At 62.0% G+C, this 17,072-nt stretch carries 30 protein-coding genes; all 30 read left to right on the forward strand.

Going from position 1 to position 17,072, the window contains the following annotated elements; all coding sequences use genetic code 11:
• On the forward strand, window positions 1-113 hold a 113-nt coding region (locus GM909_RS19775; RefSeq protein WP_456238013.1), incomplete at its 5' end, for an EF-Tu C-terminal domain-related protein.
• 67 nt (window positions 114-180) lie between these two features.
• Entirely contained in the window at window positions 181-489 is a 309-nt protein-coding gene (rpsJ, locus tag GM909_RS19780) for a 30S ribosomal protein S10 (protein WP_007066362.1), read from the forward strand.
• Window positions 490-508: 19 nt separating this feature from the next.
• Window positions 509-1,240, forward strand: coding sequence for a 50S ribosomal protein L3 (gene rplC, locus GM909_RS19785; protein WP_157018944.1), 732 nt, complete (start codon window positions 509-511; stop codon window positions 1,238-1,240).
• Window positions 1,240-1,857: a 50S ribosomal protein L4 gene (rplD, locus tag GM909_RS19790; RefSeq protein WP_157018945.1), complete on the forward strand. Its 618-nt coding sequence runs from the start codon at window positions 1,240-1,242 to the stop codon at window positions 1,855-1,857. The genes rplC and rplD overlap by 1 nt, the downstream gene beginning before the upstream one ends.
• Window positions 1,854-2,147, forward strand: coding sequence for a 50S ribosomal protein L23 (locus tag GM909_RS19795; protein WP_157018946.1), 294 nt, complete (start codon window positions 1,854-1,856; stop codon window positions 2,145-2,147). Before rplD ends, GM909_RS19795 begins: the two co-directional genes overlap by 4 nt.
• A gap of 18 nt (window positions 2,148-2,165) precedes the next feature.
• Window positions 2,166-2,999, forward strand: coding sequence for a 50S ribosomal protein L2 (rplB, locus tag GM909_RS19800; RefSeq protein WP_157018947.1), 834 nt, complete (start codon window positions 2,166-2,168; stop codon window positions 2,997-2,999).
• 15 nt (window positions 3,000-3,014) lie between these two features.
• Window positions 3,015-3,293 carry a 30S ribosomal protein S19 gene (gene rpsS, locus GM909_RS19805; RefSeq protein WP_157018948.1) on the forward strand — a complete coding sequence of 93 codons (279 nt, stop codon included), beginning with the start codon at window positions 3,015-3,017 and terminating at the stop codon, window positions 3,291-3,293.
• Between the two features lie 2 nt (window positions 3,294-3,295).
• Window positions 3,296-3,685, forward strand: coding sequence for a 50S ribosomal protein L22 (gene rplV / locus GM909_RS19810; protein WP_157018949.1), 390 nt, complete (start codon window positions 3,296-3,298; stop codon window positions 3,683-3,685).
• Window positions 3,685-4,389, forward strand: coding sequence for a 30S ribosomal protein S3 (gene rpsC, locus GM909_RS19815; protein ID WP_157018950.1), 705 nt, complete (start codon window positions 3,685-3,687; stop codon window positions 4,387-4,389). Before rplV ends, rpsC begins: the two co-directional genes overlap by 1 nt.
• 39 nt (window positions 4,390-4,428) lie before the next feature.
• Window positions 4,429-4,842 (forward strand): 50S ribosomal protein L16, encoded by a 414-nt coding sequence (gene rplP / locus GM909_RS19820; RefSeq protein ID WP_157018951.1) that lies wholly within the window; start codon window positions 4,429-4,431, stop codon window positions 4,840-4,842.
• Window positions 4,843-4,856: 14 nt separating this feature from the next.
• Window positions 4,857-5,057: a 50S ribosomal protein L29 gene (rpmC, locus tag GM909_RS19825; RefSeq protein WP_157018952.1), complete on the forward strand. Its 201-nt coding sequence runs from the start codon at window positions 4,857-4,859 to the stop codon at window positions 5,055-5,057.
• Between the two features lie 11 nt (window positions 5,058-5,068).
• On the forward strand, window positions 5,069-5,311 hold the full coding sequence (gene rpsQ / locus GM909_RS19830) for a 30S ribosomal protein S17 (protein ID WP_157018953.1): 243 nt from the start codon (window positions 5,069-5,071) through the stop codon (window positions 5,309-5,311).
• A gap of 67 nt (window positions 5,312-5,378) precedes the next feature.
• Window positions 5,379-5,747, forward strand: a complete 369-nt coding sequence (rplN, locus tag GM909_RS19835; RefSeq protein WP_157018954.1) for a 50S ribosomal protein L14 — start codon at window positions 5,379-5,381, stop codon at window positions 5,745-5,747.
• A gap of 12 nt (window positions 5,748-5,759) precedes the next feature.
• The gene (gene rplX, locus GM909_RS19840; RefSeq protein ID WP_157018955.1) at window positions 5,760-6,071 is read left to right on the forward strand and encodes a 50S ribosomal protein L24; all 312 of its coding nucleotides are present in this window, start codon (window positions 5,760-5,762) and stop codon (window positions 6,069-6,071) included.
• On the forward strand, window positions 6,064-6,621 hold the full coding sequence (gene rplE, locus GM909_RS19845) for a 50S ribosomal protein L5 (RefSeq protein ID WP_157018956.1): 558 nt from the start codon (window positions 6,064-6,066) through the stop codon (window positions 6,619-6,621). Before rplX ends, rplE begins: the two co-directional genes overlap by 8 nt.
• A 27-nt stretch (window positions 6,622-6,648) precedes the next feature.
• The gene (gene rpsN, locus GM909_RS19850) at window positions 6,649-6,954 is read left to right on the forward strand and encodes a 30S ribosomal protein S14 (protein WP_157018957.1); all 306 of its coding nucleotides are present in this window, start codon (window positions 6,649-6,651) and stop codon (window positions 6,952-6,954) included.
• A 13-nt stretch (window positions 6,955-6,967) separates the two neighbouring features.
• The gene (rpsH, locus tag GM909_RS19855) at window positions 6,968-7,366 is read left to right on the forward strand and encodes a 30S ribosomal protein S8 (RefSeq protein WP_157018958.1); all 399 of its coding nucleotides are present in this window, start codon (window positions 6,968-6,970) and stop codon (window positions 7,364-7,366) included.
• A 40-nt stretch (window positions 7,367-7,406) separates the two neighbouring features.
• Window positions 7,407-7,940, forward strand: a complete 534-nt coding sequence (gene rplF, locus GM909_RS19860; RefSeq protein ID WP_157018959.1) for a 50S ribosomal protein L6 — start codon at window positions 7,407-7,409, stop codon at window positions 7,938-7,940.
• Window positions 7,941-8,020: 80 nt separating this feature from the next.
• Complete coding sequence (gene rplR / locus GM909_RS19865) at window positions 8,021-8,380, forward strand: 50S ribosomal protein L18 (protein WP_157018960.1); 360 nt, start codon at window positions 8,021-8,023, stop codon at window positions 8,378-8,380.
• An 89-nt stretch (window positions 8,381-8,469) separates the two neighbouring features.
• Window positions 8,470-9,027 carry a 30S ribosomal protein S5 gene (gene rpsE, locus GM909_RS19870; RefSeq protein ID WP_157018961.1) on the forward strand — a complete coding sequence of 186 codons (558 nt, stop codon included), beginning with the start codon at window positions 8,470-8,472 and terminating at the stop codon, window positions 9,025-9,027.
• 29 nt (window positions 9,028-9,056) lie between these two features.
• A complete protein-coding gene (gene rpmD / locus GM909_RS19875) occupies window positions 9,057-9,257 on the forward strand; it encodes a 50S ribosomal protein L30 (protein ID WP_157018962.1) in 201 nt (66 codons plus the stop codon).
• A 20-nt stretch (window positions 9,258-9,277) separates the two neighbouring features.
• Window positions 9,278-9,751, forward strand: a complete 474-nt coding sequence (rplO, locus tag GM909_RS19880; protein ID WP_157018963.1) for a 50S ribosomal protein L15 — start codon at window positions 9,278-9,280, stop codon at window positions 9,749-9,751.
• Window positions 9,752-9,881: 130 nt separating this feature from the next.
• On the forward strand, window positions 9,882-11,222 hold the full coding sequence (secY, locus tag GM909_RS19885; RefSeq protein WP_157018964.1) for a preprotein translocase subunit SecY: 1,341 nt from the start codon (window positions 9,882-9,884) through the stop codon (window positions 11,220-11,222).
• Window positions 11,219-11,872 (forward strand): adenylate kinase, encoded by a 654-nt coding sequence (locus GM909_RS19890; protein ID WP_157018965.1) that lies wholly within the window; start codon window positions 11,219-11,221, stop codon window positions 11,870-11,872. Before secY ends, GM909_RS19890 begins: the two co-directional genes overlap by 4 nt.
• A 357-nt stretch (window positions 11,873-12,229) precedes the next feature.
• Window positions 12,230-12,598 (forward strand): 30S ribosomal protein S13, encoded by a 369-nt coding sequence (gene rpsM, locus GM909_RS19895; protein ID WP_157018966.1) that lies wholly within the window; start codon window positions 12,230-12,232, stop codon window positions 12,596-12,598.
• A gap of 135 nt (window positions 12,599-12,733) precedes the next feature.
• Entirely contained in the window at window positions 12,734-13,123 is a 390-nt protein-coding gene (gene rpsK / locus GM909_RS19900; RefSeq protein ID WP_157018967.1) for a 30S ribosomal protein S11, read from the forward strand.
• A gap of 98 nt (window positions 13,124-13,221) precedes the next feature.
• The gene (locus GM909_RS19905; RefSeq protein ID WP_157018968.1) at window positions 13,222-14,232 is read left to right on the forward strand and encodes a DNA-directed RNA polymerase subunit alpha; all 1,011 of its coding nucleotides are present in this window, start codon (window positions 13,222-13,224) and stop codon (window positions 14,230-14,232) included.
• 68 nt (window positions 14,233-14,300) lie between these two features.
• The gene (rplQ, locus tag GM909_RS19910; protein ID WP_157018969.1) at window positions 14,301-14,732 is read left to right on the forward strand and encodes a 50S ribosomal protein L17; all 432 of its coding nucleotides are present in this window, start codon (window positions 14,301-14,303) and stop codon (window positions 14,730-14,732) included.
• Window positions 14,733-14,911: 179 nt separating this feature from the next.
• Window positions 14,912-15,496 (forward strand): ankyrin repeat domain-containing protein, encoded by a 585-nt coding sequence (locus tag GM909_RS19915; RefSeq protein WP_235911986.1) that lies wholly within the window; start codon window positions 14,912-14,914, stop codon window positions 15,494-15,496.
• Between the two features lie 86 nt (window positions 15,497-15,582).
• Window positions 15,583-17,067, forward strand: a complete 1,485-nt coding sequence (locus tag GM909_RS19920) for a DegQ family serine endoprotease (protein WP_157018971.1) — start codon at window positions 15,583-15,585, stop codon at window positions 17,065-17,067.
• Window positions 17,068-17,072: the final 5 nt, after the last annotated feature.

Genomic DNA, 17,072 nt, shown 5'->3' on the forward strand with positions numbered 1-17,072 from the left:
CGGTTGACGTGGAACTGATCGTGCCGATCGCGATGGAAGAGAAGCTGCGCTTCGCCATCCGTGAGGGCGGTCGCACCGTCGGCGCCGGCATCGTCGCCTCGATCACCGAGTAAGTTGAACCAGTCGATCTGTCGCGGGCGCGGGTACGGCCCGCGCCGCGCCAGAACAAGGAATTGACGCATGAACGGCCAGAATATCCGCATCCGCCTAAAGGCGTTTGACCACCGGGTGCTCGACGCGTCGACCCGTGAGATCGTGTCGACCGCCAAGCGAACCGGCGCGAACGTCCGCGGCCCCATTCCGCTGCCGACGCGGATCGAAAAATTCACGGTCAACCGCTCGCCGCACATCGACAAGAAGAGCCGCGAGCAGTTCGAGATGCGCACGCACAAGCGGCTGCTCGATATTGTGGACCCGACGCCGCAGACTGTCGACGCTCTGATGAAGCTCGACCTTGCCGCTGGTGTCGACGTCGAGATCAAGCTTTGAGCTTGGGAAGGTGGAACTGATGCGTTCAGGTGTTATCGCACAAAAGCTGGGCATGACACGCGTCTACGATGATGCGGGCGAGCATGTGCCGGTGACGGTTCTGCGGATGGAGAACTGTCAGGTCGTCGCACAGCGGACCGAAGAGAAGAATGGTTACACTGCGGTACAGCTCGGTGTCGGGCTGGCCAAGGTGAAGAATACGTCGAAGGCGCTGCGCGGCCATTTTGCCATCGCCTCCGTCGAGCCGAAGGCAAAGCTGGCCGAGTTCCGCGTTTCGCCGGACAACCTGCTCGATGTCGGTTCGGAGATTACGGTCGATCATTTCGTTGCCGGCCAGAAGGTCGATGTGACGGGTACGTCGGTCGGCAAGGGTTTCCAGGGTGTGATGAAGCGCCACAATTTTGGTGGTGGCCGCGCCTCGCACGGCAACTCGATCTCGCACCGCGCGCACGGTTCGACGGGTCAGAACCAGGACCCCGGCCGCGTGTTCAAGGGCAAGAAGATGGCCGGTCATATGGGCCAGACGCGCGTGACGACGCAGAATGTCGAAGTCGTATCGACCGATGCCGAGCGTGGTCTCATCCTGATCCGCGGCGCCGTTCCCGGCTCCAAGGGAGCCTGGATCCTGGTGCGTGACGCGGTCAAGGCCGCCCTTCCGGACAATGCGCCGAAGCCGGCCGCGATCCGCGCCGCCAAGACGAACGACGCTCCGGCGCAAGAAACCGCTCCGGCGACTGAGGGAGCCGAATGATGGATATCAAGATCACCACGCTTGGTGGCGCAGAAGCCGGGAAGGTGAAGCTCTCCGACGAGATCTTTGGTCTCGACCCGCGCGAAGACATCCTGCAGCGTGTCGTGCGCTGGCAGCTTGCCAAGAAGCAGCAGGGCACGCACAAGGCCAAGGGCCGTGCCGAGATTGCGCGCACCGGTGCCAAGATGTACCGCCAGAAGGGTACGGGCCGCGCCCGTCACTCTTCGGCCCGTGCACCGCAGTTCCGCGGCGGCGGCAAGGCGCATGGTCCCGTCGTGCGCAGCCACGAGCACGATCTTCCAAAGAAGGTCCGTGCGCTCGGTCTGAAGCATGCATTGTCGGCCAAGGCCAAGAGCGACAGCCTGATCGTTGTCGACGAACTGGCGGGTGACGGCAAAACCAAGGCCCTGATGGAGAATCTCGCCAAGCTGGGCCTCTCCAACGCATTGGTTATCGGCGGCGCCGAGATCGACCAGAATTTCAAGCGCGCGGCTTCGAACATTCCGAACATCGATGTGCTGCCGGTTCAGGGCATCAACGTCTACGACATTCTGCGCCGCGGCAAGCTGGTCCTGTCGAAGTCAGCTGTCGAGGTCCTTGAGGAGCGCTTCAAATGACAGATCTTCGCCATTATGACGTGATCGTCAGCCCGGCGATCACCGAAAAGTCGACCATGGCTTCGGAGAACAACCAGGTCGTGTTCAATGTCGCGCCGACGGCTTCGAAGCCGGAGATCAAGGCGGCGATCGAGGCGCTCTTCGGCGTCAAGGTCACGGCTGTGAACACGCTTGTTCGCAAGGGCAAGGTCAAGCGCTTCCGCGGCACAATGGGACGCCAGAGCGCGGTGAAGAAAGCAGTCGTGACGCTGGCCGAAGGCCACGCGATCGACGTGACAACCGGTCTCTGAGAGGCTTGAGGGAATAAGATGGCACTCAAGAAATACAATCCGGTGACGGCGAGCCAGCGTCAGCTGGTTGTCGTGGACCGATCCGGCCTCTACAAGGGAAAGCCGGTCAAGGGCCTGACGCAGGGTCTGACGAAGTCGGGCGGACGCAACAATCATGGCCGCGTGACTGCCCGTTTTGTCGGTGGTGGTCACAAGCGGACATACCGCATCATCGACTTCAAGCGCCGCAAGTTCGATGTGGCAGCGACGGTTGAACGGATTGAATACGATCCCAACCGTTCGGCCTTCATCGCGCTTATCCGTTACGAGGATGGCGAGCTTAGCTACATCCTGGCGACGCAGCGCCTGGCGGTCGGCGACAAGGTCGTGTCCGGCAAGCAGGTCGACGTGAAGCCCGGCAATGCGATGCCGCTTTCGGCGATGCCCGTGGGCACGATCGTCCACAATGTCGAGTTGAAGCCGGAGAAGGGTGGTCAGATCGCCCGCTCGGCTGGCGCTTACGCCCAGCTCGTCGGTCGCGACCAGGGCCTGGCGATCCTGCGCCTGAACTCGGGCGAGCAGCGGCTCGTCTCCGGTTCGTGCTTTGCCACGGTGGGTGCCGTGTCCAATCCGGACCACGCCAACATCAATGACGGCAAGGCGGGTCGCACGCGCTGGCGCGGCAAGCGTCCGCACAATCGCGGCGTGACCATGAACCCGGTCGACCATCCGCATGGCGGCGGCGAGGGCCGGACCTCCGGCGGCCGTCACCCGGTCAGCCCGTGGGGCAAGCCGACGAAGGGCAAGCGGACGCGGTCCAACAAGTCGACCGACAAGTTCATCATGCGCTCGCGCCACGCGCGCAAGAGCTAAGAGAGGTAAGCTGAAGTGACCCGTTCAGTCTGGAAAGGCCCGTTTGTCGACGGCTATCTGCTGAAGAAGGCGGAGAAGGTGCGCGAAGGCGGCCGCAACGAGGTGATCAAGATGTGGAGCCGCCGCTCCACCATCCTGCCGCAGTTCGTCGGCCTCACCTTTGGTGTCTACAACGGCCAGAAACACGTTCCCGTTTCCGTGTCCGAGGACATGGTCGGTCAAAAATTCGGTGAGTTCGCGCCGACCCGGACCTATTACGGCCACGGTGCGGACAAGAAGGCGAAGAGGAAATAACGATGGGCAAGGCCAAAGCTCCGCGCAGGCTTGCTGACAACGAGGCGCGTGCCGTTCTGCGCACGATCCGTGTCAGCCCGCAGAAGCTGAACCTGGTTGCCTCCCTGATCCGGGGCAAGAAGGTTGCGACAGCGCTCGCCGACCTGGAATTCTCGCGCAAGCGCATTGCCGAAACTGTCAGGAAGACGCTGGAATCGGCGGTCGCCAACGCGGAAAACAATCACGACCTCGATGTCGACGCGCTCGTCGTGGCCGAGGCCTATGTCGGCAAGTCGATCGTCATGAAGCGCTTCCATGCCCGCGGCCGCGGCCGCGCCAGCCGCATCGAGAAGCCGTTCTCGAACCTGACGATCGTCGTGCGCGAAGTTGAAGAAGAAGTGGAGGCCGCCTGATGGGCCAGAAAGTCAATCCGATCGGCCTTCGTCTCGGCATCAACCGGACCTGGGACTCGCGTTGGTACGCCAATACCGGCGAGTATGGCGAACTGCTTCACGAGGACATCGGCATCCGCAGCTACCTGATGAAGGAGTTGAAGCAGGCCGCGGTCTCCAAGGTCGTGATCGAACGTCCGCACAAGAAGTGCCGCATCACGATCCACGCCGCGCGCCCCGGTCTCATCATCGGCAAGAAGGGTGCGGATATCGAGAAGCTGCGCCGCAAGCTGACCGAGATGACGAAGTCGGAGACGCATCTCAACATCGTCGAGGTGCGCAAGCCCGAGACGGATGCTGCGCTGATCGCCCAGTCGATCGCACAGCAGCTTGAGCGCCGCGTGGCTTTCCGTCGCGCCATGAAGCGCGCCGTTCAGTCGGCGATGCGTCTGGGCGCCGAGGGCATCCGCATCAACTGCGCCGGCCGTCTCGGCGGTGCCGAGATCGCGCGTATGGAATGGTATCGTGAGGGCCGTGTGCCGCTGCACACGCTGCGCGCCGACGTCGACTATGGCGCGGCCGAAGCGCACACCGCCTACGGCATCTGCGGCGTCAAGGTGTGGGTGTTCAAGGGCGAGATCCTCGAACACGACCCGATGGCTTCGGAGCGCCGCGCGGTCGAGGGCGAGCATCAGGGCGGCGGTCGTCGCCGCGAGAACGCGTAAGCGACGCGCCGAACGAATTTGAATTGGAGTTAGAGAACGATGCTGCAGCCTAAGCGCACAAAGTTCCGCAAGCAGTTCAAGGGCCGCATTCACGGCGCTGCGAAGGGCGGGACGAACCTGGATTTCGGTGCTTACGGTTTGAAGGCACTGGAGCCGGAGCGGGTCACCGCTCGTCAGATCGAGGCCGCTCGTCGTGCCATCACGCGCCAGATGAAGCGCCAGGGCCGCGTCTGGATTCGCGTGTTCCCGGATGTCCCGGTGACCTCGAAGCCGACCGAAGTCCGCATGGGCAAGGGCAAGGGTTCCGTCGATTACTGGGCCTGCCGCGTCAAGCCCGGTCGCGTCATGTTCGAGCTCGACGGCGTGCCTGAAGACGTGGCGCGCGAGGCTCTGCGCTTGGGCGCCGCCAAGCTGCCCGTCAGAACGCGCTTCGTACAGCGCATTGCGGAATAGGAAAGGGCCAAGCCATGAAAGCTTCGGACGTTCGGGCCAAGACGCTCGATCAGCTGAATGACGAGCTTGCCTCGCTCAAGAAGGAGCAGTTCAACCTGCGCTTCCAGAAGGCGACAGGGCAGCTCGAGAAGACGTCGCGTGTGAAGGAAGTCCGTCGGGACATCGCGCGCATCAAGACCATCGCCGCCGAGAAGTCGGCCGGCAACAAGGCTTAAGGACGACGATTATGCCAAAGCGCATCCTGCAGGGCACGGTGGTCAGCGACAAGAACGAGAAGACGGTTGTCGTCAAGGTCGAGCGTCGCTTCACGCATCCTGTGATGAAGAAGACCGTGCGCATGTCGAAGAACTACAAGGCGCATGACGAAACCAACGCGCTCAAGGTAGGCGACAACGTATTCATCCAGGAATCGAAGCCGATCTCCAAGGATAAGCGTTGGGTCGTCGTGACCGAGAACCAGGCGCAGTAGCGAATAATGGACAAGCCGGGGAGGGCGTTGAGCCCGTCCCCTTGAGACAAGAAGAAGGCGGCCAGTCATGATTCAGATGCAAACAAACCTCGACGTGGCGGATAATTCCGGCGCCCGTCGTGTCATGTGCATCAAGGTGCTGGGCGGCTCGAAGCGGAAATATGCTTCCGTCGGCGACATCATCGTGGTGTCGGTCAAGGAAGCCATTCCGCGCGGCCGCGTGAAGAAGGGCGATGTGATGAGGGCGGTCGTGGTGCGCACGGCCAAGGACATCCGCCGTCCGGACGGCAGCGTGATCCGTTTCGACAAGAACGCAGCCGTTCTCGTCGACAATAAAAAAGAGCCGGTCGGCACCCGTATCTTCGGCCCGGTCCCGCGTGAGTTGCGCGCGAAGAACCACATGAAGATCATTTCGCTCGCGCCGGAAGTGCTTTAAGGAGCCGGACCAATGCAGAAGATTCGCAAGGGCGACAAGGTCGTCGTGCTCGCCGGCAAGGACAAGGGCCGCACCGGTGAAGTCGTTCGCGTCATGCCGAAGGACGAGAAGGCCGTCGTGCGCGGCGTCAATATGGTTCGCCGCCATCAGCGTCAGAGTCAGACCCAGGAAGGCGGCATCCTTTCGAAGGAAGCCCCGATCCATCTGTCCAATCTTGCCGTTGCCGACCCCAAGGACGGCAAGCCGACCCGCGTCGGCATCGAGGTGAAGGACGGCCAGAAGGTGCGTGTGGCCAAGCGCTCGGGAGTTACAATCGATGTCTAAGACCGCTGAGCAGCCGCGCCTGAAAACGCTCTACAGGGAGCAGATTCGCAAGGCGCTGCAGGAACAGTTCAACTACGCCAACGAGATGCAGATTCCGCGTCTCGACAAGATCGTCATCAATATGGGCGTTGGCGAGGCGACTGGCGATTCCAAGAAGCCGACGAACGCGGCCGAGGATCTGGCGCTGATTTCCGGTCAGAAGGCCGTGGTCACCAAGGCGCGCAACTCGATTGCCGGCTTCAAGGTGCGCGAGGGCATGCCCATCGGCGCCAAGGTGACGCTGCGCAAGGACCGCATGTACGAGTTCCTGGACCGCCTGGTCACGATCGCGCTGCCGCGCGTTCGCGATTTCCGCGGCCTGAACCCGAAGAGCTTTGACGGCCGCGGCAATTTCGCCATGGGCATCAAGGAGCACATCGTGTTCCCCGAGATCAATTACGACAATGTCGACCAGATCTGGGGAATGGACATCATCGTTTGTACGACTGCCGAGACGGACGACGAAGCCCGGGCGTTGCTCAGGGCCTTCAACTTCCCCTTCCGGCAGTAACGGCAGCGAGAAAAGGAAGAATCTGAAATGGCCAAGACCAGCTCAGTCGAAAAGAACAAGCGCCGGCGCAATCTCGTCGACCGCTACGCTGCAAAGCGTGCGGAGCTCAAGGCGATCATCAAGAACCAGGAACTGCCTCTCGAGGAGCGTTTCCGGGCACAGCTCAAGCTGTCCGCTCTGCCGCGCAATTCGTCCAAGACCCGCATTCGCAATCGCTGCGAAGTGACGGGTCGTCCGCGCGGCTATTATCGCAAGCTGAAGATGTCGCGTGTCGCGCTGCGTGAACTCGGGTCCATGGGCATGATCCCGGGCCTGGTCAAGTCGAGCTGGTAAGGAGGGCTGACCCATGTCCATGAGTGATCCTCTCGGCGATATGCTGACCCGGATTCGCAACGCGATCGGCCGCAAGAAGACGAAGGTTTCCACGCCAGCGTCGAAGCTGCGGGCGCGTGTTCTGGAAGTTCTGAAGAGCGAAGGCTACATCCGCGACTACAGCCAGACCGATTTCGACAACGGAAAGTCGGAGATCGAGATCGAGCTGAAGTATTTCGACGGCGTACCGGTCATCCGTGAGATCGGCCGTGTGTCCAAGCCGGGCCGTCGCGTCTACGTTTCGGCCAGGTCGATCCCGCAGGTCGCCAACGGTCTCGGCATCGCCATTCTTTCCACGCCGAAGGGTGTGATGGCCGATCACGAGGCGCGTGACCAGAATGTCGGCGGAGAAGTTCTCTGCCAGATCTTCTGATCGGGCGGCTTGAGACAGGAAAAGGAACGAGGACAAGACAATGTCTCGTATTGGCAAGAAACCCGTTCAGGTTCCCCAGGGCGTTACCGCCACAATTGACGGCCAGACCGTCATGGCGAAGGGCCCGAAGGGCGAACTGAAGTTCGTGGTCAATGATGAAGTGCTGGTGAAGCTGGAAGACGGACGGGTGTCGGTCGAACCGCGCGACCAGTCCAAGGACGCACGCTCCAAATGGGGCATGTCGCGCACGCAGATCGTCAACATCATGCAGGGCGTGACCGAAGGCTTCGAGAAGCGGCTGGAGATCACCGGCGTGGGCTATCGTGCTGCCATGCAGGGCAAGAACCTGCAGCTGGCACTTGGCTTTAGCCATGATGTGGTCTACCAGACGCCGGCGGGGATCGAGATCGCCTGCCCGAAGCCCACGGAAATCGTGGTCAAGGGTATCGACAAGCAGCAGGTCGGCCAGGTCGCTTCCGAGATTCGCGAGTATCGCGGACCCGAACCCTACAAGGGCAAGGGTGTGCGTTATGCGGACGAACGCATCGTCCGCAAGGAAGGCAAGAAGAAGTAACGCCACGGTGCGCGGTCGCGGGAGCCGAAGAGGCTACCGCACATGGCCGCACCCGTCTTACAAGGCAAGGAAGTACAGTCATGGCTTCGAAGGATTCCACCCAGCGCCGTGCGGCGCGCGTCCGCCGTCAGATCAGGAAGGTGGCCAATGGCCGCCCGCGTCTTTCGGTTCACAGGTCGTCGAAGAACATCTACGCCCAGATCATCGACGATACGAAGGGCCACACGCTGGCCGCCGCTTCGACGCTCGAAAAGGATCTCAAGGGATCCCTGAAATCGGGCGCGGATGCCGCTGCGGCTGCCGCCGTGGGCAAACTCCTGGCCGAGCGGGCCGTGAAGGAGGGTGTCACGGATGTCGTGTTCGACCGCGGCGCCTACATCTATCACGGCCGCGTCAAGGCGTTGGCGGAAGCCGCGCGTGAGGGCGGCCTGAGTTTCTAATCGCATGTCCGTCGACGACGGCTCTCCCGGCCGTCTTTGGCGGATATTGTTTTGCAGCCGTGCTACCGGAAAAGAACAAGGACTAGGATATGGCACAGGATCGTAGGGAAGGTCGCGGCCGCGACCGTGACGAGCGCGACAGCGAATTCGTCGATAAGCTCGTTCATATCAACCGCGTCGCCAAGGTCGTGAAGGGTGGTCGCCGTTTCGGCTTTGCCGCGCTCGTCGTCGTTGGCGATCAGAAGGGCCGCGTCGGCTTCGGCCACGGCAAGGCGCGCGAGGTGCCGGAGGCCATTCGCAAGGCAACGGAGAGCGCCAAGCGCGAGATGATCTTCGTGCCGCTGCGCTCGGGCCGCACGCTGCATCACGACGTCGAGGGCCGTCACGGTGCCGGACGCGTTCTGCTGCGCGCTGCCAAGGCCGGTACGGGCATCATCGCCGGTGGCCCGATGCGCGCGGTGTTCGAGACGCTCGGCGTGCATGACGTCGTGGCAAAGTCGATGGGGACGTCCAATCCCTACAACATGGTCCGTGCTACTTTCGATGCGCTCAAGCGGCAGATGCATCCCAAGGATGTCGCTGCGCATCGTGGAATCAAGTACTCGACGCTACAGGCGCGCCGTGGCGCCGTGGCGACCGAGGAATGATTGCGGCTGCTTGAAGAGGATTGACGACAATGGCTGAGAAGAAGAAGGGCCAGACGGTGACCGTCGAGCAGATCGGCAGCCCCATTCGCCGTCCCGCCGCCCAGCGCCAGACGCTGATCGGATTGGGTCTGAACAAGATGCATCGCCGCCGCACACTGGAGGATACTCCAGCCGTGCGCGGAATGATCGCGAAAGTGCAACATCTCGTCCGCGTAGTGGACGAGGCTTGAACCTCGCGGGAGACGGAAACATGAAACTCAACGAATTGCGTGACAAGGATGGCGCCAGTCATTCCCGCAAGCGCGTCGGCCGCGGTATCGGTTCTGGTTCGGGCAAGACGGGCGGACGCGGCGTCAAGGGCCAGAATTCGCGTTCGGGCGTGTCGCTCAACGGCTTCGAGGGCGGCCAGATGCCGCTCTACCGGCGCCTGCCGAAGCGCGGCTTCAAGAATATCTTCGCCAAGGATTTCAACACGGTGTCCGTGGGCCGGGTTCAGCAGGCGATCGACGCCAAGAAGCTCGATCCCAAGGCAACGGTCACGGTCGAGGCGCTGATTGCTGCCGGTGTCGTGCGGCGCGCCAAGGATGGCGTTCGCCTTCTTTCGGACGGCGAACTCAAGGCCAAGGTAAGCTTTGACGTGGCCGGCGCCTCCAAGGCGGCAATCGAGAAGGTCGAGAAGGCCGGCGGCTCGGTCATGCTGCCCGAGAAGGCTGCGGCGGAATAAGCGGCAATTGTGAAGCGGCGGCGATCGGCCGCCGCTTGCATCCTGGCCGGGTGAAGCCTATTTCGGGGCTTCGCAAGAAGCGCGCCGCCCGTCCGGGCGGCTCGTCTGCGTGACGGAGCGGAGATTTTTCATGGCGTCAGCTGCTGAGCAATTGGCATCCAATCTGAACTTTTCGGCCTTTGCAAAAGCAGAGGACCTGAAGAAGCGGATCTGGTTCACCCTCGGCGCGCTGCTCGTCTATCGGCTCGGCACCTATATTCCCATTCCGGGGATCAACCCCGACGCCTTTGCCCAGGCCTTCCAGCAGCAGTCGGGCGGCGTTCTCGGCATGTTCAACATGTTCGCCGGCGGCGCGGTCGGGCGCATGGCCATCTTCGCGCTCGGCATCATGCCCTATATTTCCGCCTCCATCATCATGCAGCTCATGACGTCGGTCGTGCCGACCCTCGAGCAGCTCAAGAAGGAAGGCGAGCAGGGCCGCAAGGTCATCAACCAGTACACGCGCTACGGTACCGTGCTATTGGCCACGGTCCAGGCCTACGGCATTGCCGTGGGGCTTGAAAGCGGCTCGGGAATCGTCGCCGATCCCGGCTGGTTCTTCAAGCTGTCGGCGGTCATCACGCTCGTCGGCGGCACCATGTTCCTGATGTGGCTCGGTGAACAGATCACCGCGCGCGGCATCGGCAACGGTATTTCTCTCATCATTTTCTCCGGCATCGTCGCCGGCCTGCCGAGTGCTCTCAGCGGGACGCTGGAGCTCGGGCGGACCGGCGCGCTGTCGACCGGCATCATCCTGGCCATCATCGTGCTGGCGGTTGCCGTTATCGCCGTGATCGTGTTCTTCGAACGGGCGCAGCGACGGCTCTTGATTCAGTATCCCAAGCGCCAGGTCGGAAACCGCATGTTCCAGGGCGATACGTCGCATCTGCCGCTGAAGCTCAACACCGCCGGCGTCATCCCGCCGATCTTCGCCTCATCGCTGCTGCTCCTGCCGGCCACGGTTGCGGGTTTCTCTCAGTCGACGACCCTGCCGGGCTGGGCCAACAGCCTGCTGGCGACGCTCGGTCACGGCCAGCCGCTTTACATGCTGCTTTATGCCGGAATGATCGCGTTCTTCGCCTTCTTCTACACGGCGATCGTCTTCAACCCGAAGGACACGGCCGATCAGCTGAAGAAGCATTCGGGCTTCATCCCCGGCTATCGTCCGGGTGAGCGCACGGCCGAATATATCGACTATGTGCTGACGCGCATCACAGTGGTCGGTGCGATCTATCTCGTTCTTGTCTGCCTGTTGCCGGAGTTCCTGATCTCGGCGACCGGCGTTCCGTTCTACCTTGGTGGCACTTCGCTTCTGATCGTCGTCAGTGTAACGCTCGATACGGTCTCCCAGGTTCAGGGGCACCTGATCGCCCACCAATATGAGGGACTGATCAAGAAGTCGAAGCTCCGCGGAGGAAAGAGAGGGAAATGAGGCTGATACTGCTCGGACCGCCGGGGGCGGGGAAGGGAACACAGGCACAGCGGCTGGTCGAGAAGCACGGCATTCCTCAATTGTCCACCGGCGATATGCTGCGCATGGCTGTCAAGGAGGGCACCGAGGTGGGGCTGCGCGCCAAGGCGGTCATGGATGCCGGCCGGCTCGTATCGGACGAGATCGTCAACGACATCGTGTCCGAGCGCATCGACGCCGACGATTGTGCCAAGGGGTTCATTCTCGATGGCTATCCGCGCACCCTGGCCCAGGCCGATGCGCTCGACATGATGCTGGAGCGCAAGGGATTGGCGCTCGATGCCGTCATCGAACTCAAGGTCGACGATGATGTTCTGGTCGACCGCATATCCGGGCGTTATACCTGTGCCGTTTGCGGCGCCGGCTATCACGAAACCAACCGCAAGCCGAAAGTCGACGGCGTGTGCGACAATTGCGGCTCGACCGAATTCAAGCGCCGCCCCGATGACAATGCCGAGACGCTGCGCACGAGGCTGCAGGCCTACTACAAGGACACCTCGCCGCTGATCGGCTACTATTATGCCAAGGGCAAGCTCAGCGTCGTCGATGGCATGGCCGAAATTGACGATGTGACGCGACAGATCGAAGATGTCCTAGTGGAGCGAATTTGACTTTTGAATCCTCGGCTGTGTCGGCCGCCATATCAAATGTCAAATTCGGGACTCCACTAGAATCAATGGATTGGTAGTGGTTCTTCTGATTCCGACATTTGCTTGATGGCTTGACACAGGTGGGATGCAAATGTCGGAATCGAACCACTAGCGAATATCGTGCGGGATTGACGGGTTTATACGGTTGACATTTTTGCCGTTCTGGATTAGTGCGGCCCATCTTCCTGTCAGTCTTGATGCTGTGCGGTCCTAACCGACGTTGCAGCCGATTTGAGAAGGAACCCCCGCAAGGGCCGGCCTCCACCGGACGCGGGTCAACTTGAAGCGCCGGACGTTCCGGCCGAAATGGAGAAGAACATGGCCCGTATAGCAGGCGTCAACATTCCGACGAACAAGCGCGTCGTCATCGCCATTCAGTACATTCACGGTATTGGTCCCAAGCTCGCCAAGGATATTGTCGAGAAGGTCGGCATTCCGGCAGAGCGCCGCGTCAACCAGTTGACCGACGCCGAGGTTTTGCAGATCCGCGAGACGATCGACCGCGACTACCGGGTCGAGGGTGATTTGCGGCGCGAGACGTCGATGAACATCAAGCGGCTGATGGATCTCGGCTGCTATCGCGGCCTTCGCCACCGTCGTTCGCTTCCAGTCCGCGGCCAGCGCACGCATACCAACGCGCGCACCCGCAAGGGGCCGGCAAAGGCAATTGCAGGCAAGAAGAAGTAATTGGGTGAATGGTAGAATGGTGAATGGTAGGGATGGAGCGTTCCATCTGCGCCTGTTCACCATTTACTATTGACCATTCGCCAAGGTGTAGCCGCTGGCGTTACGGCGGCGTCGATATCGAATGAAAGGAAAGAAATGGCCAAGGAAGCCACGCGTGTTCGCCGTCGCGAGCGCAAGAACATTTCGTCGGGTGTTGCTCACGTCAACTCGACTTTCAACAACACCATGATCACCATCACCGATGCCCAGGGCAATACCATCGCCTGGTCCTCGGCTGGTGCCCAGGGGTTCAAGGGATCGCGCAAGTCGACTCCCTTCGCCGCTCAGATCGCGGCCGAGGATTGTGCAAAGAAGGCGCAGGAGCACGGCATGCGCACGCTCGAGGTCGAGGTTTGCGGCCCCGGTTCCGGTCGTGAATCTGCCTTGCGCGCACTTCAGGCTGCCGGGTTCACCATTTCGTCGATCCGCGACGTGACGCCGATCCCGCACAATGGGTGTCGTCCGCGCAAGAAGCGCCGCGTCTAACGACTGCATTCAGGCCGCAGGCTTGCAGATCCCGCCTGCCGGCCTTTTCCAGCTTGCCCGCCACGAATGGATGGTGGCGGGATACGGAAGGAAACACCATGATCCAGAAGAACTGGCAAGAACTCATCAAGCCCAACAAGATCGAGTTCTCGACCAAGAACAACACTATCACGACGCTGGTTGCCGAGCCGCTCGAGCGTGGCTTTGGCCTCACGCTCGGCAATGCGCTGCGCCGCGTACTCCTGTCGTCGCTGCGCGGTTCCGCCGTTACGGCGGTGCAGATCGACGGCGTTCTGCACGAGTTCTCCTCGATCCCCGGCGTGCGTGAGGATGTCACCGACATCATCCTCAACATCAAGGAAATCGCCATCCGCATGGAAGGCGAGGGGCCGAAGCGTATGGTCCTGCGCAAGCAGGGCCCGGGCACGGTGATTGCCGGCGATATCCAGACGGTGGGCGATGTCGAGATCCTCAATCCCGATCACGTGCTGTGCACGCTCGACGAGGGCGCGGAAATCCGCATGGAATTCACCGTCGACTCCGGCAAGGGCTACGTGCCGGCCGAGCGCAACCGCGCCGAGGATGCGCCGATCGGCCTGATCCCCGTCGACAGCCTTTATTCGCCGGTCAAGAAGGTCTCCTACAAGGTCGAGAACACCCGTGAGGGTCAGGTCCTCGACTATGACAAGCTGACCATGTCCATCGATACCGACGGCTCCATCACCGGCGAGGACGCCGTGGCGTTTGCCGCACGCATCCTTCAGGACCAACTCGGCCTCTTCGTCAATTTCGAGGAGCCGCAGAAGGAAGTTGCCGCGGAACAGGCCACCGAGCTTGCCTTCAATCCGGCGCTTCTGAAGAAAGTGGACGAGCTCGAGCTTTCGGTGCGTTCGGCCAACTGCCTCAAGAACGACAACATTGTCTATATCGGCGATCTGATCCAGAAGACCGAGGCGGAAATGCTGCGCACGCCGAATTTCGGCCGCAAGTCGCTCAACGAGATCAAGGAAGTGCTCGCCGCCATGGGACTCCATCTCGGTATGGAAGTTCCGGACTGGCCGCCAGACAACATCGAAGATCTCGCAAAACGCTACGAAGATCAGTACTGAGCGTGATCCGCGGGGCGCAAGCCTCGCGTCAGATCATGTCTCGCAGAGACATTTGAAGGAGTAAGCTCATGCGCCATGGACGTTCTGGCCGCCGGCTCAATCGCACATCAAGCCACCGCAAGGCCATGTTCTCGAATATGGCCGCTTCGCTCATCGAGCATGAGCAGATCACCACGACCCTGCCGAAGGCGAAGGAGCTTCGCCCGATCGTCGAAAAGCTCGTCACGCTGGGCAAGCGCGGCGACCTGCATGCTCGCCGCCAGGCCATTTCGGCGATCGGCGACGACCAGCTTGTCAAGCGGCTGTTCGACACGATTGCGCCGCGTTACGCGCAGCGCAATGGTGGCTATCTGCGCATCATGAAGGCTGGATTCCGTCACGGCGACAATGCCGCCATGGCGGTGATCGAGTTCGTCGACCGCGACACGAGTGCCAAGGGTGCTGCCGACCGGGCGCGCGCCGAGGCTGAAGACGCCACGAGCGAGTCCGAAGCGGCGTAAGCGCGCTATCAAGCATTTCTTGAGGAAGGGGCCCGCGCGGCCCCTTTTTCGACTCCGGCCCACGGATTATGAGAAAGCGTGAAGGAAACGGCATGCGGCGCCGCTATTTATTGGGTCTTTTTCTCAGCGGTGTTGTGCAGCCGCTGGCGATTTCCCAGGCTGGGGCGCAAGGAAGAACGATGAATCTGTTGGAGGCCGTCGCGCAGGGGGACGCAGAGTTGGTGCGCGGGCTCATTTCGGAAGGCGCCGACCTCGAAATCAGGGATAGCGCGCGGCGCTCACCGCTTCTCCTTGCGACCACGCGGAACGATGTGCAGATCGCGCGGCTGTTGATCGAAGCCGGCGCCGACGTCAACGCCAAGGACAACATTCGCGACACGCCGTTTCTCTACGCCGGGGCGGAGGGGCGCAACGAGATCCTGAGGCTGATATTGGCAGGCGGGCGGGCCGACCTCGCCGATACGAACCGCTATGGCGGCACGGCGTTGATTCCGGCCTGCCATCACGGCCATCCCGAGACGGTGAGTATCCTGCTCGAGACCGATATCGATGTCGATCATGTCAACAATCTTGGCTGGACGGCCCTGCTGGAGGCGGTCATCCTGGGTGATGGATGGCCTATATATCAAGAGATCGTCGGGCTTCTCCTCGATGCTGGAGCCGACGTGTCGCTGGCCGATGCCGAAGGTACGCTGCCGCTCGATCATGCCCGCTCGCGCGGCTTTGACGCGATCGCGGCAATGGTTGAAAAGGTTGCCCGTTAAGGCATTGTCTGGCGCCGCCAGAACCGCCATCTAAATAGCACAATCGCCGCAACAATGGACGCAAACTGACGACGGAGGCATCGCCGATGCGCAAGAGCGCGCACACCATCATCTGGTTATGTGCCTTGGCCGCTGCCGTCATCATGGGGCCGGTCGGTCTTTCTCACGCGCAAGATCAAGGTCCCGGGCTGCGCGGGTTCCTCGGGGAGCTCATGGACGGCGGCAAAGCTGCGCCGTCCCGGGATCAAACCGCCAAACGCGTGCCTCTCGGGCGCGCCGAGATGCAGCTTTCATTCGCACCGTTGGTCAAGCAGACGGCGCCGGCCGTCGTCAACGTCTATGCCAAGCAATTGGTGCGCTCGCGCTCGCCCTTTGCCGGCGATCCGTTCTTCGAGCAATTCTTCGGCCGGCAGATGCCGCCGCGTGTGCGCTCATCGCTCGGCTCCGGCGTCATCGTCGATCCCTCGGGCATCATCGTCACCAATTATCATGTCATCCGTGACGCCGAAGAGGTGAAGATCGCGACATCCGACGGGCTCGAGTTCGAAAGCCGGGTGATGCTCAAGGATGAATCGCTGGATATCGCCGTGCTCAAGGTCGATGGCGAGGAGAATTTTCCGGCGCTCGATTTTGGCGATTCCGACGCGCTGGAGGTGGGCGACCTGGTGCTCGCCATTGGCAATCCCTTCGGTGTCGGGCAGACAACGACGAGCGGCATCGTTTCGGCCCTGGCGCGCAATCATGTCGGCGTGTCCGATTTCGGCTTCTTCATCCAGACCGACGCGGCCATCAATCCCGGCAATTCGGGCGGCGCGCTGATCGACATGAGCGGCCGCCTGGTCGGCATCAACACCGCGATCTATTCACGCTCCGGCGGCTCCAACGGCATCGGTTTCGCCATTCCAGCCAATATCGTGCGCTCGGTTGTCGATTCGGCCGAGCGCGGCGAGGACTACTTCGAGCGGCCCTATATCGGCGCCGCCTTCGAGCCGGTCACGGCGCAGATCGCGGAGGCATTGGGGATGAACCGGGCGATCGGGGCGCTCGTCTCCTCGGTCGACGAGGATGGGCCGGCCGCCAAGGCCGGATTGAAGCCCGGAGATGTCGTGATACGCCTCAACGACGCCGCCATCGAGCATGTCGATGCGCTCGGCTACCGGCTGGCCACGCAGTCCGTGGGCGGCACGGCGCGTCTTGTCGTCGTGCGCCAGGGCGAGGAACGTGAGCTCGAGGTGAGGCTCGTTCGTGCGCCGGATAATGCCGGCGGCAAGCCGGTCGTCATTGACGGGACGAGCCCGTTTGCCGGGGCACGCGTGGCCGACCTGTCGCCGCGCCTGGCGCAGCGCCTGCGCCTGCCGACCAGCCTGCGCGGCGTTGCGGTGGTCGACGTCGCACGCAATTCGCCGGCCGCCAATATAGGCCTCAAGCCGCGTGACATCGTGCGCCAGGTGAACGGCCGGGAGATCGACACGGCAGGAAGCCTGCGTAGCGCGTCGGCCGACGATACGCGCTGGTGGCGCTTCATCGTCGAACGCGACGGTCGCCTGATTCGCCAGACAATCCGTTTCTGACGCAC

The organism is Mesorhizobium xinjiangense (genome assembly GCF_009749525.1).
Classification (GTDB): Bacteria; Pseudomonadota; Alphaproteobacteria; order Rhizobiales; family Rhizobiaceae; genus Mangrovimarina; species Mangrovimarina xinjiangensis.

Coding starts and splice junctions, on each gene's coding strand:
- rpmC (WP_157018952.1), top strand. CDS start 4,857: ATGAAAGCTTCGGACGTTCGGGCCAAGACGCTCGATCAGCTGAATGAC.
- rplV (WP_157018949.1), top strand. CDS start 3,296: ATGGGCAAGGCCAAAGCTCCGCGCAGGCTTGCTGACAACGAGGCGCGT.
- rplQ (WP_157018969.1), top strand. CDS start 14,301: ATGCGCCATGGACGTTCTGGCCGCCGGCTCAATCGCACATCAAGCCAC.
- GM909_RS19890 (WP_157018965.1), top strand. CDS start 11,219: ATGAGGCTGATACTGCTCGGACCGCCGGGGGCGGGGAAGGGAACACAG.
- rplC (WP_157018944.1), top strand. CDS start 509: ATGCGTTCAGGTGTTATCGCACAAAAGCTGGGCATGACACGCGTCTAC.
- secY (WP_157018964.1), top strand. CDS start 9,882: ATGGCGTCAGCTGCTGAGCAATTGGCATCCAATCTGAACTTTTCGGCC.
- GM909_RS19905 (WP_157018968.1), top strand. CDS start 13,222: ATGATCCAGAAGAACTGGCAAGAACTCATCAAGCCCAACAAGATCGAG.
- rplD (WP_157018945.1), top strand. CDS start 1,240: ATGGATATCAAGATCACCACGCTTGGTGGCGCAGAAGCCGGGAAGGTG.
- rplP (WP_157018951.1), top strand. CDS start 4,429: ATGCTGCAGCCTAAGCGCACAAAGTTCCGCAAGCAGTTCAAGGGCCGC.
- rpsQ (WP_157018953.1), top strand. CDS start 5,069: ATGCCAAAGCGCATCCTGCAGGGCACGGTGGTCAGCGACAAGAACGAG.
- GM909_RS19920 (WP_157018971.1), top strand. CDS start 15,583: ATGCGCAAGAGCGCGCACACCATCATCTGGTTATGTGCCTTGGCCGCT.
- rpsK (WP_157018967.1), top strand. CDS start 12,734: ATGGCCAAGGAAGCCACGCGTGTTCGCCGTCGCGAGCGCAAGAACATT.
- rpsN (WP_157018957.1), top strand. CDS start 6,649: ATGGCCAAGACCAGCTCAGTCGAAAAGAACAAGCGCCGGCGCAATCTC.
- rplN (WP_157018954.1), top strand. CDS start 5,379: ATGATTCAGATGCAAACAAACCTCGACGTGGCGGATAATTCCGGCGCC.
- rplO (WP_157018963.1), top strand. CDS start 9,278: ATGAAACTCAACGAATTGCGTGACAAGGATGGCGCCAGTCATTCCCGC.
- rpsE (WP_157018961.1), top strand. CDS start 8,470: ATGGCACAGGATCGTAGGGAAGGTCGCGGCCGCGACCGTGACGAGCGC.
- rpsC (WP_157018950.1), top strand. CDS start 3,685: ATGGGCCAGAAAGTCAATCCGATCGGCCTTCGTCTCGGCATCAACCGG.
- rplR (WP_157018960.1), top strand. CDS start 8,021: ATGGCTTCGAAGGATTCCACCCAGCGCCGTGCGGCGCGCGTCCGCCGT.
- rplE (WP_157018956.1), top strand. CDS start 6,064: ATGTCTAAGACCGCTGAGCAGCCGCGCCTGAAAACGCTCTACAGGGAG.
- GM909_RS19915 (WP_235911986.1), top strand. CDS start 14,912: ATGAATCTGTTGGAGGCCGTCGCGCAGGGGGACGCAGAGTTGGTGCGC.
- rplB (WP_157018947.1), top strand. CDS start 2,166: ATGGCACTCAAGAAATACAATCCGGTGACGGCGAGCCAGCGTCAGCTG.
- rpsM (WP_157018966.1), top strand. CDS start 12,230: ATGGCCCGTATAGCAGGCGTCAACATTCCGACGAACAAGCGCGTCGTC.
- rpsH (WP_157018958.1), top strand. CDS start 6,968: ATGTCCATGAGTGATCCTCTCGGCGATATGCTGACCCGGATTCGCAAC.
- GM909_RS19795 (WP_157018946.1), top strand. CDS start 1,854: ATGACAGATCTTCGCCATTATGACGTGATCGTCAGCCCGGCGATCACC.
- rpsJ (WP_007066362.1), top strand. CDS start 181: ATGAACGGCCAGAATATCCGCATCCGCCTAAAGGCGTTTGACCACCGG.
- rpmD (WP_157018962.1), top strand. CDS start 9,057: ATGGCTGAGAAGAAGAAGGGCCAGACGGTGACCGTCGAGCAGATCGGC.
- rplF (WP_157018959.1), top strand. CDS start 7,407: ATGTCTCGTATTGGCAAGAAACCCGTTCAGGTTCCCCAGGGCGTTACC.
- rplX (WP_157018955.1), top strand. CDS start 5,760: ATGCAGAAGATTCGCAAGGGCGACAAGGTCGTCGTGCTCGCCGGCAAG.